Origin of the sequence: Mesorhizobium sp. M1217 (assembly GCF_040318275.1) — a bacterium.
GTDB lineage: Bacteria > Pseudomonadota > Alphaproteobacteria > Rhizobiales > Rhizobiaceae > Mesorhizobium.
In genome coordinates this window covers 491566-506067 of sequence record NZ_JAMYMA010000002.1, presented here as the reverse complement: position 1 = coordinate 506067, position 14502 = coordinate 491566, and the positions used below count along the sequence as shown (strand labels likewise).

The 14502-nt window shown below is 63.3% G+C and carries 14 protein-coding genes; 6 read left to right on the top strand and 8 right to left on the bottom strand.

Features of this window, described 5'->3' with window-relative positions; translation table 11 throughout:
* Positions 1-229: 229 nt before the first annotated feature.
* A complete protein-coding gene (locus tag NKH37_RS05210; protein ID WP_023721899.1) occupies positions 230-736 on the bottom strand; it encodes an invasion associated locus B family protein in 507 nt (168 codons plus the stop codon).
* A 362-nt stretch (positions 737-1098) separates the two neighbouring features.
* Between NKH37_RS05210 and NKH37_RS05205 the strand changes: the two genes are divergently transcribed.
* The gene (locus tag NKH37_RS05205) at positions 1099-1689 is read left to right on the top strand and encodes a methyltransferase family protein (protein WP_353004107.1); all 591 of its coding nucleotides are present in this window, start codon (positions 1099-1101) and stop codon (positions 1687-1689) included.
* Positions 1690-1734: 45 nt separating this feature from the next.
* On the opposite strand, the gene NKH37_RS05200 is transcribed toward NKH37_RS05205, so the two are convergent.
* The 4 genes from NKH37_RS05200 to NKH37_RS05185 form a co-directional block, all read right to left on the bottom strand.
* On the bottom strand, positions 1735-2097 hold the full coding sequence (locus NKH37_RS05200) for a YkvA family protein (RefSeq protein WP_352845383.1): 363 nt from the start codon (positions 2095-2097) through the stop codon (positions 1735-1737).
* A 92-nt stretch (positions 2098-2189) separates the two neighbouring features.
* Positions 2190-2486: a 4a-hydroxytetrahydrobiopterin dehydratase gene (locus tag NKH37_RS05195; protein WP_353004105.1), complete on the bottom strand. Its 297-nt coding sequence runs from the start codon at positions 2484-2486 to the stop codon at positions 2190-2192.
* Positions 2487-2492: 6 nt separating this feature from the next.
* A complete protein-coding gene (thpR, locus tag NKH37_RS05190) occupies positions 2493-3089 on the bottom strand; it encodes an RNA 2',3'-cyclic phosphodiesterase (protein ID WP_353004102.1) in 597 nt (198 codons plus the stop codon).
* 136 nt (positions 3090-3225) lie between these two features.
* A complete protein-coding gene (locus NKH37_RS05185; RefSeq protein ID WP_023721894.1) occupies positions 3226-3870 on the bottom strand; it encodes an arylesterase in 645 nt (214 codons plus the stop codon).
* A 108-nt stretch (positions 3871-3978) separates the two neighbouring features.
* Here NKH37_RS05185 and NKH37_RS05180 point away from each other — a divergent pair, with 108 nt between their 5' ends.
* The 4 genes from NKH37_RS05180 (at position 3979) to NKH37_RS05165 (ending at position 8974) form a co-directional block, all read left to right on the top strand.
* Positions 3979-4689, top strand: coding sequence for an ABC transporter ATP-binding protein (locus NKH37_RS05180; protein ID WP_023721893.1), 711 nt, complete (start codon positions 3979-3981; stop codon positions 4687-4689).
* Positions 4689-7238 carry an ABC transporter permease gene (locus NKH37_RS05175; protein WP_352481069.1) on the top strand — a complete coding sequence of 850 codons (2550 nt, stop codon included), beginning with the start codon at positions 4689-4691 and terminating at the stop codon, positions 7236-7238. The genes NKH37_RS05180 and NKH37_RS05175 overlap by 1 nt, the downstream gene beginning before the upstream one ends.
* 219 nt (positions 7239-7457) lie before the next feature.
* On the top strand, positions 7458-8237 hold the full coding sequence (locus NKH37_RS05170; RefSeq protein ID WP_254817871.1) for a Bax inhibitor-1/YccA family protein: 780 nt from the start codon (positions 7458-7460) through the stop codon (positions 8235-8237).
* 167 nt (positions 8238-8404) lie between these two features.
* Entirely contained in the window at positions 8405-8974 is a 570-nt protein-coding gene (locus NKH37_RS05165) for a GNAT family N-acetyltransferase (RefSeq protein ID WP_352494036.1), read from the top strand.
* 4 nt (positions 8975-8978) lie between these two features.
* Here the strand turns inward: NKH37_RS05165 and NKH37_RS05160 are convergent, their stop codons facing one another.
* Together NKH37_RS05160 and NKH37_RS05155 are read right to left on the bottom strand one after the other, a co-directional pair.
* Positions 8979-9365 carry a DUF2794 domain-containing protein gene (locus tag NKH37_RS05160; RefSeq protein ID WP_353004100.1) on the bottom strand — a complete coding sequence of 129 codons (387 nt, stop codon included), beginning with the start codon at positions 9363-9365 and terminating at the stop codon, positions 8979-8981.
* Between the two features lie 598 nt (positions 9366-9963).
* On the bottom strand, positions 9964-10713 hold the full coding sequence (locus NKH37_RS05155) for a DUF1223 domain-containing protein (RefSeq protein ID WP_023721888.1): 750 nt from the start codon (positions 10711-10713) through the stop codon (positions 9964-9966).
* A gap of 175 nt (positions 10714-10888) precedes the next feature.
* On the opposite strand from NKH37_RS05155, the gene NKH37_RS05150 reads away from it, so the two are divergent.
* Positions 10889-11551, top strand: a complete 663-nt coding sequence (locus tag NKH37_RS05150; protein WP_023721887.1) for a ceramidase domain-containing protein — start codon at positions 10889-10891, stop codon at positions 11549-11551.
* Between the two features lie 75 nt (positions 11552-11626).
* Here the strand turns inward: NKH37_RS05150 and acnA are convergent, their stop codons facing one another.
* On the bottom strand, positions 11627-14317 hold the full coding sequence (gene acnA / locus NKH37_RS05145; protein WP_353004098.1) for an aconitate hydratase AcnA: 2691 nt from the start codon (positions 14315-14317) through the stop codon (positions 11627-11629).
* Positions 14318-14502: the final 185 nt, after the last annotated feature.

Sequence of the window (14502 nt, the reverse complement as noted above, 5' to 3'; positions counted from 1 at the left end):
ATCGGTCGAGCGGCGAAGTGCCGCCCACAAGCTTGGTGCCTAGAAAAGCCTCCGCCAAGCTCAACTGGCCCGTCTGCTTCACTGCCATCGCGATTCCCTCAGAGCGTCCACCTCAGAGAATCACAATCAGCGAATTACGCAACAGGCCCACAAGGAGAGAAGGCAAGACCGCACGAACGCTGGTTCTTTACGTCGCTGTGTTAGGTGGTGAACGTCCCGGACGAGGACTTTACTTGCACTTGGCGATCGAGGCCAGCGCCGCCGAGATGCCCTTCAGCGAGAAGACGTAGGTGGTGGTGTTGCCGCGGCCGGACTTGGCTGACACCTTCATGTCGGTGCCGGTCTTCATCGCGGCGATCAGCACCGGCTCCTCGGCGGCGTTCTCGACCCAGGCCGACTTGCCGCGCGTGAACATCGAAAAAGACTTCTTGTCGATGGTGACGGTGGCCTTGGAACCTTCCTGGAAGGTATAGCCGGCGATGAATTGCGGCTCGTAGGACACTTGCTGCCCCGGCCGCTGGCTGACGAAGAAGAACATGTCGCCATGATCGAGCGTCGGCGGCTGCTTGTCGGTTGGCACGGTCAGGACGTAGCAGACCTTGCCGCCGCCCGACGCCTGGTAGCTGTAGGTGCCCCAGGCATTGTGCTGGCCGATCTTGGTTGCCGACTGCGCCAGCGCGGGCGCCGTCAAGGCCACCAGGGCCAGGCTGGAAACTATAGCAATCAATCCGCGCATCGCTTTTCCCGTATTCCACTGGTGCGGCGGCAGGCCGGCTCGGCGTCCTGCCCGTCGCTTCATTTTGATTTAATCTGGGTTACCAAACGGTGAATTTCCCCTGAGAAAAGGATGTTCACGCCAGGAAACCGCCGCCGTCTTCGCGCTGCCGCTTGAAAAAGCGGCTAGCGCAATGTCCCTGCCGCGACTTGGAGGCCACGAAAACGGCAAGAGTTTGACTTTTCAAGCAGCTAGGTCTTGCAGCGATTCTCGCTTTTCTGAGAGCTACGTGACGAATTTCCCGCCAGGCGGTATATGTCTGCGTTCGGCTCCACGGCACTCGGCCAGGGTGCCCTCCTTGGCGGCTTACGGGAGATTTGGCCATGGCCATTTCCGAGACAGTTCTGATCCTGGCGGGCGGCACAGTCGTCCTGGCGATCGTGTTCGGCATTCGTGTCGCCGTCCGCGCGGTGGCCAGCGGCGCGGTGCCCCGGTCGGATGGACCGGGCGCGCCCGACGTGGCGGGGGTCATTGCGCTGCCGCCTTTGATCTTCCTCGGCTTCCTGGCGGCGGCAACCGTGCTCGAGGTGCTCGCGCCGCTCCCGGTCATGGCCGGGCAGGCCCTCGCCCGCTATCTGGCCGGCGCCGTGCTCGCGGTGTGCGGCTTCGTGCTCATCTTTATGGCGGCGGGCCGCTTTCAGGCCGCTGGAACCAACATACCACCGACCTTGCCAACGACGGCGCTGGTCGTCGACGGTATCTATCGGTGGACCAGAAATCCGTTCTATCTGGGAGCGACCCTTATCTATCTGGGCCTCGGTGTCGCGGCCGGAAGTCTTTGGGGTATCGCGCTCGTCATTCCCTTGCTGTGGGTGATCAATACGGGCGTCATCGCGCCGGAAGAGCGTTATCTCGAGCGTAAGTTCGGAGACGCCTATCGCGCCTACAAGACGCGGGTGCGGCGGTGGCTTTGACGGCCGGAAAGTCGGTTCCCGCGCGATTTTTTGCGCCGTACCGGCTCAGCTCTTGTCGGCGATGGCCTGCCTGGCGGCGAGCCGGTGCGCCGGCGTGATGTGGGCGCTGACGGTTGTGATCGCCGCGGTCAGCACAGCGATGTCGTCGGTGAAGCCAAGCCCAAAGATGAAATCGGGGATGACGTCCGTCGGCAGCACGAAATAGCCGAGCGCAGCCAGCAATGTGCCCTTGGCGCGCAGCGGCGTCTTCTTGTCCATGGCGCAGTAATAGGCGGCGACCACCTCCTCCATGAACGGGATCTGCCGGGCAGCCTTCTTCGCCGTACGCCAGAACTTTTCGCGCACTTCGCTCTCATTGCCCGGCTTGCTGCCGAGGCCGAAGAAATCAAAACCGGATTTTTGCGCCATCAACCTCTCCTTGCGGCCGTCGCGTGACTTCACGCATGGCCGCGAGGCAAAATGTGGTGAAAGCCGAACCTCGCTGCAAGATGCAGATAACGTCAGGTGCCGAAATAGCGGTTCATCTTCCTGGCCAGATCGAAATCGAGCGCGGTCAGGCCGCCGGCGTCGTGTGTGTTGAGGGTCACGTTTACCGTCTTGTAGACGTTCGACCAGTCGGGGTGGTGGTCCATCTTCTCCGCCGCCAACGCCACGCGGGTCATGAAGGCAAAGGCTTCCGAGAAATTCTTGAAAGTGAAGCTGCGGCTGATCGAACCACCATCCTTGGCCAGCGACCAGCCGTCGAGGCCGCCAAGTTCGGCGCTGATCGCCTCTTTTGCTAGTTTCTCCCTGGCCATGTCCGTCTACCGCATGATCCGCGAAGCGTCGGCGGCGCCGGCCAAACGGCTGGCGACGCGGTTGTCGGCACCTGAAAGCGGCCAAGCCTCTTCGACGACGTAAGGCCCGCCGCCGACCGAGTCGCGCGACGACATCAGCACGAAGCGGCCGACCCGGAACGGCAGCGTCGAAAAATTGCCGCGCGCGGACAGATACTGGGCGACGTCGAGCGGGCTCGAATTGCGCAAGCGGGCCAGCGTCACATGCGGCATGAACTTGCGTGGGTCGGCCGGGATGCCGAGCCGCTGGCAGATGCGCTCGATTTCGCTTTGCAAAGCGGAAAGATCGGGCGAAGCGGCGACGCCGGCCCACACCGCATGCGGCTTCTTCTGGCCGAAGGCGCCGACGCCGGACAGCGTCAGCGAGAAGGACGGGCGGTGAACGCGGTCGAGCGCGTTGGCGATTTCGTCGGCGACATGGCCCTCGACATCGCCGATGAAGCGCAGCGTCAGATGATAGTTTTCGACGTCGATCCAGCGGGCTCCGGGCAGGCCGCCCCTGAGCAGGGACAGCGAAAGAGCGGCATCACGCGGTATTTCGAGGGCGGTAAAAAGACGCGGCATGGCAAGCCTCCTGTCCTCGAATCGAACTCTTGCCCTAGCGAATCATCGATATTCAAACGGGGCAAGGGGTTTGTTGGTCGCAGGCCTGCCTAAAAGCTTCCCCTGCGGAAGGTGTTGCGGCGGCGAACCCTCGCCTTCAGGAATTGCCCCGGATCGCTTCAATGGTCTTCTCCACGCTGGGCAGGATACCCTCGACGATGCGGTCGACGCCTCGGGCGTTTGGATGAAGACCGTCTTCGAGCTGCAGGACGGATTGGCCGGCGATGCCCTCGAGAAAGAACGGATAGAGCGGCACGCCGTATTTTTCAGCCAGTCTCGGAAAGGTCGCGTCGAAGGCCCTCTGGTAATCGGCGCCGAGATTCGGCGCCGCGCGCATCCCGGCCAGCAACACGGCGATCTTGCGCTGCTTCAGCTTTGCCAGCATGGCGTCCAGGTTCTTTTCCGCTATGGCGGGCGAAACGCCGCGCAGCATGTCGTTGGCGCCGAGCTCCAGGATGACCAGCTGCGTGCCGTCCGGCACCGACCAGTCGAGCCGCGACAGGCCGCCGCTCGTCGTATCGCCGGAAACGCCGGCATTGGCGACCGTGACATCGTAGCCCTTGGCGCGAAGCGCGGCCTGCAGCTTTTCGGTGAACCCCTGACCCGGCCCAAGGCCATAACCCGCCATCAAGCTGTCGCCGAAGCCAACGATGGTGAAGGGCTCGGCGCGCGCCGACGAAATGGCGCTGCAGATCGCGAGGAAAAGGGCGAAGGCTGCGGCAAAAGTGTGTTTGAAAGCCATGCGGCAGGCCCCATATGACCAGGAACATCTGTTGGCGAAGGCAGGTTTTCGTCTTTGTCGAGCATCGGATGCTCTAGCCCTCTTTCCCCCATATAGGACGATTTGATTTTGGAAGAAGCCGTCATTTCGCTGAAAGACGTATCGCTGACGCTCGGCGAAGGCGCATCCTCGGTGCATGTGCTGAAGGGCGTCAGCCTCGATGTGGCGAGCGGCGAAGCGACAGGCATCGTTGGACCTTCGGGTTCGGGAAAGTCGACATTGCTGATGGTTTTGGCCGGGCTTGAAAGGGTCGATTCGGGTGCGGTACGAATTGCCGGCGAGCTGCTCAACGGCAAAAGCGAAGACCAGATCGCATCGTTTCGAGGGCGAAACATCGGCATCGTGTTCCAGTCGTTCCACCTCATCCCCAATATGACGGCGCTGGAAAACGTCGCCGTCCCGCTTGAGCTTGCCGGCCATGCCGATCCGTTCGGCGTGGCGGCGCGCGAACTGGCGGCGGTCGGCCTTAGCGATCGCATCACCCATTATCCCGGCGAATTGTCTGGCGGCGAGCAGCAGCGCGTGGCGATCGCCCGGGCGCTGGCGCCGTCGCCACGCATCCTGATCGCCGACGAGCCGACCGGCAATCTCGACCAGGCGACGGGACGGCACGTCGCCGACCTGCTGTTCGCCAAGGCGGCCGAACGCGGCATGACGCTGGTGCTGGTCACGCATGACCCGGTGCTCGCGGCGCGCTGCTCGCGCCAGGTGTCGATGCGGTCGGGGCTGATCGAGGACGCATCCAAGCCGGCCTCCAGGGCCGGCAAGGTGACCGCCTGATGCCGCTGTCGCAAACGCTGAGGCTGGCCTTCAAGTTCTCGCTGCGCGAAATGCGCGGCGGGCTGTCCGGTTTCCTGATCTTCCTTGCCTGCATTGCGCTCGGCGTCGCGGCAATCGGCGGCGTCAATTCGGTGGCGCAGGCGATTTCCGCCGGTGTTGCCGACCAGGGTCAGACGCTGCTCGGCGGCGATCTCCGCTTCCAGATCAACCAGCGCGATCCGACCAGAGCCGAACGCAGCTTCCTCGGCCGGCTTGGCACGGTTTCGCACAGCGCCAACATGCGCTCGATGGCGAGGCTCGAGGACGGCTCCGACCAGGCGCTGGTCGAGGCCAAGGCGGTCGACGGCGCCTATCCGCTCTATGGCGCGCTGGAGACCCAGCCGGTGCTGTCGCGAGAGGATTTGTTCGGCGAAAAATCCGGTGTCTTCGGCGCCGCCGCCCCGGACCTTCTGTTCGAGCGGCTGAACCTTGGCATCGGTGACCGGTTGAAGCTCGGCAGCGCGACATTCGAGCTGCGCGCCAAGCTGGTCAACGAGCCAGATGCGGTGTCGGATGGCTTCGGTTTTGCGCCGCGGCTGATGGTGTCGACCGACGGGCTTGCCGCTTCAGGCCTGATCCAGCCGGGCAGCCTGGTCGAGAACGCCTATAAGGTCCGCCTGCCCGGCGGCACCACTGAAGTACAGATCAAGGCGATCCAGGAGCAGGCCGCGAAAGAGTTCCCGCAGGCCGGCTGGTCGATCCGCACGCGCAGCAACGCAGCGCCGGCGCTGTCCTCGAACATCGAGCGGTTCTCGCAATTCCTGACGTTGGTCGGGCTGACGGCGCTGGTGGTCGGCGGCGTCGGCGTGGCCAATGCGGTGCGTGCCTATCTCGACGGCAAGCGCGGCGTCATCGCCACCTTCAAGAGCCTGGGGGCTTCGGGCGGGTTCGTCTTTGCCGTCTACCTGGTGCAGATCCTGATGATTGCCGCCCTCGGTATCACGCTGGGCCTTGTGCTTGGCGCGCTGATGCCGTTCGCGGCCAGCGCGGCACTCCAGTCGGTTATTCCGGTGCCGGCGGAAGGTGGGTTCTATCCCGGCGCCCTCGGCATGGCAGCGCTGTTCGGGCTGCTGGTGACGCTGGCCTTCGCCCTGCTGCCGCTCGGCCGTGCTCGCGACGTGCCAGCGACGGCGCTGTTTCGCGAAATGGGTTTTGAGGGCCGCGGTTTTCCCCGCCCGCTCTATGTCGCCGCGGCAATGGCCATCGCGCTGCTGCTCGCGGTGCTGGCGATCCTGTTTTCCGGCGACCGCCGTATTGCCTCGATCTTCGTCGGCGCCACGGTCTTTTCGTTCCTGGTGCTGCGTGTCGTCGGTACGCTGGTGCAGTGGGCGGCGAAGAGAAGTCCGCGTGTGCGCTCGACGGCGCTCAGGCTCGCCATCGGCAACATCCATCGGCCTGGCGCCTTGACGCCGTCCGTGGTGCTGTCGCTGGGTCTCGGGCTGACGCTCCTGGTGACGCTGGCGCTGATCGATGGCAATCTCAGGCGGCAGATTTCCGGCAGCCTGCCGGAACGGGCGCCGAACTTCTTCTTCGTCGATATCCAGAGCGGCGACGTCGATGCCTTCTCCGCGCTGGTCGGCAAAGAGGCGCCGCAGGGCACGCTGATCAAGGTGCCGATGCTGCGCGGCCGGGTGATGGCGCTCAACGGCGTCGATGTCGACAAGGTCAAGGTTCCGGCCGAAGGCGCCTGGGTGCTGCGCGGCGACCGTGGGCTGACCTATGACGCACAATTGCCGGAGAATGCAACGCTGACCGAGGGCAGCTGGTGGCCGGGGAATTATTCCGGCGAACCGCTGGTCTCGTTTTCCGCCGAGGAGGGCAAGGAGATCGGGCTGAAGCTCGGCGACACCATCACCGTCAACGTGCTCGGCCGCAATATCACGGCCAAGATCGCCAATTTCCGCCAGGTCGAATGGGAAACCATGGGCATCAATTTCGTCATGGTGTTCTCGCCCAACACATTCGCCGGGGCGCCGCATGGCTGGTTGGCGACGCTGACCGAGACGAATGCGTCGGCGGCCGACGACGCGCATCTTCTCAATGCCGTCACCCGGGCTTTTCCCGCGGTGACGACGGTCAGGGTCAAGGACGCGCTCGACATCGTCAACCGGCTGGTGGTGCAGCTCGGCACCGCGATCAGGGCCGCGGCGGGCGTGGCGTTGATCGCCTCGGTGCTGGTGCTGGCCGGGGCGCTCGCCGCCGGCAACCGGGCCCGCATCCACGACGCGGTGGTGCTGAAGACCCTGGGTGCGACCAGGAAAACGCTGATCGCGGCCTTTTCGCTGGAATACATGCTGATCGGCCTTGCGACCGCGATCTTCGCGCTGGCGGCGGGCGGTGTGGCGGCGTGGTACGTCGTCGCGCGCATCATGACGCTGCCATCGCACTTCATGCCCGAGGTAGCCGTGGCGACCATCGGCTTTTCACTGGTGGTCACGGTGGGTATCGGCCTGGCCGGCACGTGGCGGGTGCTGGGCCACAAGGCGGCGCCGGTGCTGCGGAATCTTTGAGCCAGAGCCGGTTTTGATTAAATCTCGTTAATGTTTCGACCGGCAAGGCCAATAAAACCGGATCTCCGGCACTTCACGGAGCATTACGTCCGGTTACGGTCTTGTCCTTTACGCCAAGAACCATCATATTTCGGCGCAGGCATGCTGGAGCCCCGCCAGCGGCGCCTGGGTTCAAAAGGACCTGACACCGGACGGGGCAGAAGCAATATGAGGATTTCCATGGCTGATCCCGTTCGCAATTATCAGACGCGCGCCGTGCCCGGCGCCGGCGTCGATGCTGCCATCGACCAGGGCCTGCGCGCCTACATGATCAAAGTCTACAACCTGATGGGGCTTGGCCTCCTCATCACCGGCCTTGCCGCGGTCGGCACAATCATGCTGGCCACCACCAGCGATCCCGCCTCGGCGGTTGCCACGTTGCCAAGCGGCGAGATGCTGACCTCGTTCGGCTACGCGATCTTCGGCTCGCCGCTGAAATGGCTGGTGATCTTTGCCCCGCTGGCAGCGGTGATGTTCCTGTCGTTCCGGGTCCAATCGATGAGCGTTTCGGCGGCGCAGACGACGTTCTGGGTTTACGCCGGCCTTGTCGGCCTGTCGCTGTCGTCGATCTTCCTGGTCTACACCACCGCCAGTATCTCGCAGACCTTCTTCGCCACCGCCGCCGCGTTTGGCGGGCTGTCGCTCTACGGCTACACGACCAAGCGCGACCTTTCCGCGTTCGGCTCGTTCCTGGTCATGGGCCTGGTCGGCCTGATCATCGCGATGGTGATCAACATCTTCCTGCAGTCGTCGGCGCTTTCCTTCGCCGTTTCGGCGATCGGCGTGCTGATCTTCGCAGGCCTCACCGCCTATGACACGCAGAACATCAAGGAGATGTATTTCGAGGGTGACGAGACTGATGTCGCCGGCCGCAAGGCGATCATGGGCGCACTGAGGCTCTATCTCGACTTCATCAACCTGTTCATGTTCCTGCTGCAGTTCATGGGCGACCGTCGCTAGTACGGCGTTCTTTGTTGACCATGATCTGTTCCGAAAACCGGTTTCCACTTTTCGGGATCATGGTCTGACTGGACCAGCGAGTTTGGAAAGGGCGGCCCAATGGCCGCCCTTTTCTTTTGTGCCGGCTTTTGCTGTGATATAGGGCAGATGAACGACGTGCATAAATTATGAGCAGCATCACCTTGCGGGCCGCGACGTCGGCCGATCTCGACCGGATCACGGAAATCTATGCCGACGCGGTGACAAACGGCACGGCGAGCTATGAACTCGACCCGCCAAGTCGTATCGAGATGGGAGCGCGCTTCGACAGTTTGGTAGCGGGTGGCTTTCCCTATCTCGTGGCGGAAAAAGGCGGCATTGTGCTCGGCTATGCCTATGCCGGCGCTTTCCGGCCGCGCCCGGCATACCGCTTCGTGGTTGAGGATTCCGTCTATGTCGCGCCCGACGCCAAGGGGCAGGGCGTCGGGCTGCTCCTGATGCAAAGGCTGATCGAGGCAGCCAAGGCGGCGGGCTTTCGCCAGATCATCGCGGTGATTGGCGATGGCCGGCCCGACAGCGCCTCGGTGCGGTTGCACGAGAAGCTCGGCTTTCACCATTCCGGCCGCCTGGAAGGCTCCGGCTACAAGCACGGACGCTGGCTGGACACGGTGTTCATGCAACTGCCGATCAACGGTGGAGCGTCGGTCCCGCCCGATCCGCAATCGCTGCCCGAGCGGAAGTTCCGCAAACAAAAATAAGGGGTTACGCCTCGACCAGCTTCAGCGTTCGGTCGAACACGCCAAGCACCCGGCCGAGTTCCTGGCCACGCTTGAGGATGCGTCCGCCGGCGGCGATGACGGCGAATGCGCCTTGCCGGCGCGCCAGCTTCGGATCCTTGACGATCTGGAAAAGCGGCACTTCGCTGGTGCGACGGAAGACGGAAAAAACGGCGCGGTCGGTGAGATGGTCAATAGCATAGTCGCGCCATTCATTGGCGGCGACCATACGGCCGTAGAGCCTGAGGATCTGGTCCAGCTCGCGGCGGTCGAACCGCACCGGCTGGTCGAGGCGTTGGTGTCTTGCCTCGTGCAGCGGGATCAATATTGCGGATGCGTCCCCATCCTCCGTCCCGCTGCTGCGATCAGTCATGCCTGGATCCTCGCAATGAATCGTACGCCGACCAAAGTTGGCGCTTTCGTTGCCGAATTGCAAGGCCCGGCCGGGCAACGGCAGCACCGTGCGGTTTCTCCAACGTCCAGTCACGTTTGCGAAACGCCTGTTGGAATTGGTGATGCTTCGCCACAATCCTGCCTTTTTTTATCCGTGCTCATGCCCCAATGTCCGACGAATTTACCGGCGTTGCCTGAGACGGTTCGGTCCGGCACCGGCTCGTAAACCCCAAGCCCCCCGCCCACGGGTCTGCGTCGGATCGAACCAACCTCGGTCTTTCCTTGGAAAGATCGGGTGCGACGATCCCAAAACCTAAATGACCGGCGTCAGAAGCAAGCTGACGCCGGTTTTTTATTGGCTGAGCCGTGGCGGCGCGATCCATCCGGATAGGCTGTCGTCGGAGGCTTGAGCGCGGCTATCCCTTCTCCCCTTGTTGTGGGAGAAGGTGGATCGGCGCGCAGCGCCGAGACAGATGAGGGGTGTTGGACGGAGTGAGGCGTTGGCGTTCCCTGGAACACCCTCATCCGTCGCCTTCGGCGACACCTTCTCCCACAAGGGAGAAGGGAGAGCGCTCCATCTAAGGCTTGCGGATAAAGGCTGCACCCAGGATCGGACCGGGCACGCCGTCCTTGCCGACCGACTGCAGCAGCACGGCGCAGCCGCCCTTCTTGGCGATCTCGCTCATCGGCAGTTCGTAGCGCTGCGCCTTGCCGTGCCACATGCCGGCGGTCTGGATGCTGGAGACGGCGTTCCAGTAGGTCATGCTGCGGCCGGTGTTTTCACCCTTGCCGATCTTGATCGTCTGCGGCGGGTTGAAATAGACGATGACGACATGCGCGTCGGCGGGGCCGGTCACGGCGTCGCCGGCATCGATCATGACGCGATCGCTGGTCCGGCTGACCTTGATGCCGACGCGCATGCCTTCGCCGACCCTCTCCATGCGGGCCAGCGCGCCGTCGACTTCCTTGCGGCTGGCGCCATTGACATGGCTGCGGCCGTTGATGACGGCTTGCGGGGTGTAGACGGAACGGCTGCCGAAGGCGCGCATATACTCATATTGCCGCTCGGTATTTTCCTTGCGGCTCAGCGTATCCTGCCAGCCGAGGTAATCCCAATAGTCGACATGATAGGCGAGCGCGACGATGTTCTCCTTGGCGGCGAGCTCAGCGAAGAATTCGTCGGCCGGCGGACAGGAATTACATCCCTGGCTGGTGAAGAGCTCGACGACGCCTAATGGCTTGTCGGCCTGCTCGGCGAAGGCGCTTCCGGCAAACGCCGAGAGAGCCAGCGCAACGGCCGCAAGCCGCAATGGTCTTCGAGATGACATGGCCGTTCCGATCCCGCCGGTGATGCCGGCTTTGTTCTGATTGTCGAAATATGTGGCAGAAGCGGCAGTCAACGGGAAGTCACGTTGCGGTGAAATTTTGCCGTTGCAACCGCTGGCAAGGGCGCAATAGGTGGACGCGCACTTCACGATGGAAGCGATTCGGGCGGCAATCAGCATGTGGCAATCTCTCCTGGCGCCGGTCGACCTCTATTGCGAACGGACGGGGCCGGAATTCTGGGCTGAACCGCTCAATGCGCTGAGCAATCTGGCTTTTTTTGCCGCCGGGCTATGGGGTGTCTGGCAGGTGCGCAAGCGCGGCACCGGCGCCTTCGCCGAAGTGTTGGCCTGGTGGGTGGTGGCGATCGGCGTCGGCTCGTCGCTGTTCCACACCTTTGCCACAAGGGGAATGATCCTGGCCGACGTGCTGCCGATTGCAGGGTTCACGCTGGCCTACACGCTGTTCAACCTGCGACGTTTTCTCGGCATGAAATGGGGCAAGGCGATCGTCATCTTCGTCGCCTTTTACGCCGTTGCCGGGCTGGTGACCTTTGCCGTGCCGGACTGGCTGCGCCAAGCGTCGAACGGCACGACCGGCTACCTGCCGCCCTTCCTGGCGCTTGCCTTCTTCGGCGCCTGGGTGGCGGCCAGCGGCAATCGTGCCGGCTGGTACAATCTGGCGGGTTCGGCGATCTTCGTCGTGTCGGTCGTCTGCCGGATGATCGATCCGCTGGTCTGCGGCGGCTTTCCGCTCGGCACGCATTTCCTGTGGCACATCCTCAACGGGCTGATGCTCGGCGTGCTGCTGGCGGCGACAGCGCGGTTTGGAAAGCCAAAGTAGGGCAGTAGGGCAGTAGGGCAGTAGGTGCTTGTCCTTGCTTCCCCTACTGCCCTACTCCCTTATTGCCCTACTCCCTTAAGCCGCAAGATCGCGCAGCACGTATTGCAGGATGCCGCCATTCTTGAAGTAGTCGAGCTCGTCCAGCGTATCGATGCGGCAGATGATCGGAACCTCTTTGACGCTGTTGTCGCCATAGGTGATCCTGGCGATCATCTTCTGCCGCGGCTTGATGTTGCTCAGTCCGTCGATCTCGACCAGTTCGTCGCCCTTGAGGTTGAGCGAGGCCCACGAGGTGCCTTCCTCGAAGACGAAGGGGATTACGCCCATGCCGACCAGGTTGGAGCGGTGGATGCGCTCGAAGGACTGGGCGATGACCGCGCGGACACCGAGCAGATTCGTACCCTTGGCCGCCCAGTCGCGCGACGAGCCGTTGCCATATTCGACGCCGGCGAAGATGACCAGCGGCACGCCCTCCTTCTTGTAGTGCATGGCGGCGTCGTAGATCGATTCCTCTTCCTTCGACGGGTAATGGATGGTGTAGCCGCCCTCGCGGCCGTTCTCGCCCAGCATGTGGTTGCGGATGCGGATGTTGGCGAAGGTGCCGCGCATCATCACCTCGTGGTTGCCGCGGCGCGTGCCATACTGGTTGAAATCGGCGACGCCGACGCCGTGGTCGGTGAGGTACTTGCCGGCCGGGGAGGCCGCCTTGATCGAACCGGCCGGCGAAATGTGGTCGGTGGTGATCTTATCGCCGAACAGACCGAGCACACGCGCGCCCTTGATATCGCCGATCTTGCCGAAGCCTGATGTCATGCCGGCGAAATAGGGTGGGTTCTGCACATAGGTCGAATTGTCGTCCCAGGCATAGGTCTGGCCTTCCGGCGCCTTGACGTTCTGCCAGTACTCGTCGCCCTTGAAGACGTCGGCATATTTGCGGGCGAACAATTCGCGCGTGACATTCTTCTCGATGAATTCCTGGATCTCGACCGAACTCGGCCAGATGTCCTTGAGATAGACCGGATTGCCGTTGCGATCCTCGCCGAGCGGCTCGGTGGTCAGATCCTTGGTCACGGTCCCGGCCAGCGCGTGGGCGACGACCAGCGGCGGCGAGGCGAGATAGTTCGCCTGCACGTCGGGCGAGACGCGGCCTTCGAAATTGCGGTTGCCGGACAAGACTGCCGCAGCAATCAAGCCCTTATCGTTGATGGTCTTGGAGATCGGCGCCGGCAGCGGGCCGGAATTGCCGATACAGGTGGTGCAGCCGAAGCCGACCAGGTTGAAGCCGATCTGGTCGAGCTCCTTCTGCAGACCGGATTTCTCCAGATATTCGGCGACGACCTGGCTGCCCGGCGCCAGTGAGGTCTTGACCCACGGCTTCTGCTTGAGGCCGAGCCGGTTGGCGTTGCGCGCCAACAGCCCGGCGCCGATCAGCACGCTCGGGTTCGAGGTGTTGGTGCAGGAGGTAATGGCGGCGATGACGACATCGCCATGGCCAAGATCGTAGTCCGTGCCCTCGACGGCATAGCGCTTGTCGATTTCGGCGGCCTTCTTGTATTCGGTCTCCATGGACTTGTCGAAGCCGGCCGGAATGTCTTCAAGTGCCACGCGGCCTTCCGGCCGCTTCGGGCCGGCCATCGACGGGACGACACTGCCGAGATCGAGCTCGAGCAGATCGGTGAAGACCGGATCGGCCGAGCCGACGTCGCGCCATAGGCCTTGCGCCTTCGAATAAGCCTCGACCAGGGCGATGCGGCTTTCGTCACGGCCAGACATGGTGAGGTAGCGGATGGTTTCGCTGTCGACCGGGAAGAAGCCGCAGGTGGCGCCATATTCCGGCGCCATGTTGCCGATGGTGGCACGATCGGCCAGCGTCATGTTGGACAGGCCCGGACCGAAGAATTCGACGAACTTGCCGACGACGCCCTTCTTGCGCAGCATCTGCGTGACGGTGAGCACCAGGTCGGTGGCGGTGACGCCCTCCCTCAGCCTGCCGGTGAGGCGAAAGCCGATCACTTCGGGCAACAGCATGGAGACGGGCTGGCCGAGCATCGCGGCCTCGGCCTCGATGCCACCGACGCCCCAGCCGAGAACACCAAGGCCGTTGATCATGGTGGTGTGCGAATCGGTGCCGACGCAGGTGTCGGGATAGGCGGTGGTCTCGCCATCTTCGCTGTTGGTCCACACGACCTGGCCGAGGTACTCAAGGTTGACCTGATGGCAGATGCCAGTGCCGGGCGGCACGACGCGGAAATTGCGGAACGCCTGCTGGCCCCATTTCAGGAATTTGTAGCGTTCCTCATTGCGCTCATACTCAAGCTCGACATTGCGGGCGAAAGCCAGCGGCGTGCCGAATTCGTCGACGATGACCGAATGGTCGATGACCAGATCGACCGGCACCAGCGGGTTGATCTTTTGCGGGTCGCCGCCGAGCGAGGCCATGGCGTCGCGCATGGCGGCAAGGTCGACCACAGCCGGAACGCCGGTGAAATCCTGCATCAGCACGCGGGCCGGGCGATAGGCGATCTCGACGCCGGCAGTGCCCCGGTCGGTCAGCCAGCCGGCGACCGCCTGGATGCTCTCCTTGGTGACGGAACGGCCGTCCTCGTTGCGCAGCAGGTTCTCCAGCAGCACCTTCATCGAATAGGGCAATTGAGCGATGCCGGTGAGGCCGTTCTTTTCGGCCTCGACAAGGTCATAGTAGATGTACTCGGTGCCGCCGGCGGTCAGCGTGCGGCGGCAATTGAAGCTGTCGAGTGATTTGGACACGTGCGATCCCTAACTGTCGGTTGCCGGGGAGGGAACGGACGCCAGTGGGCATGCAAATCACGCGCAAAGGTGCGGGTACGGCCATTTCCGCTATCCGTTCCCAAGCGTCCGGGCCGTTCAAGGCGGCACGCGCGCTGGTTCGGCGCAAATTCGGTTCCCGTGCCGACCGCTGGCACGGATGATGC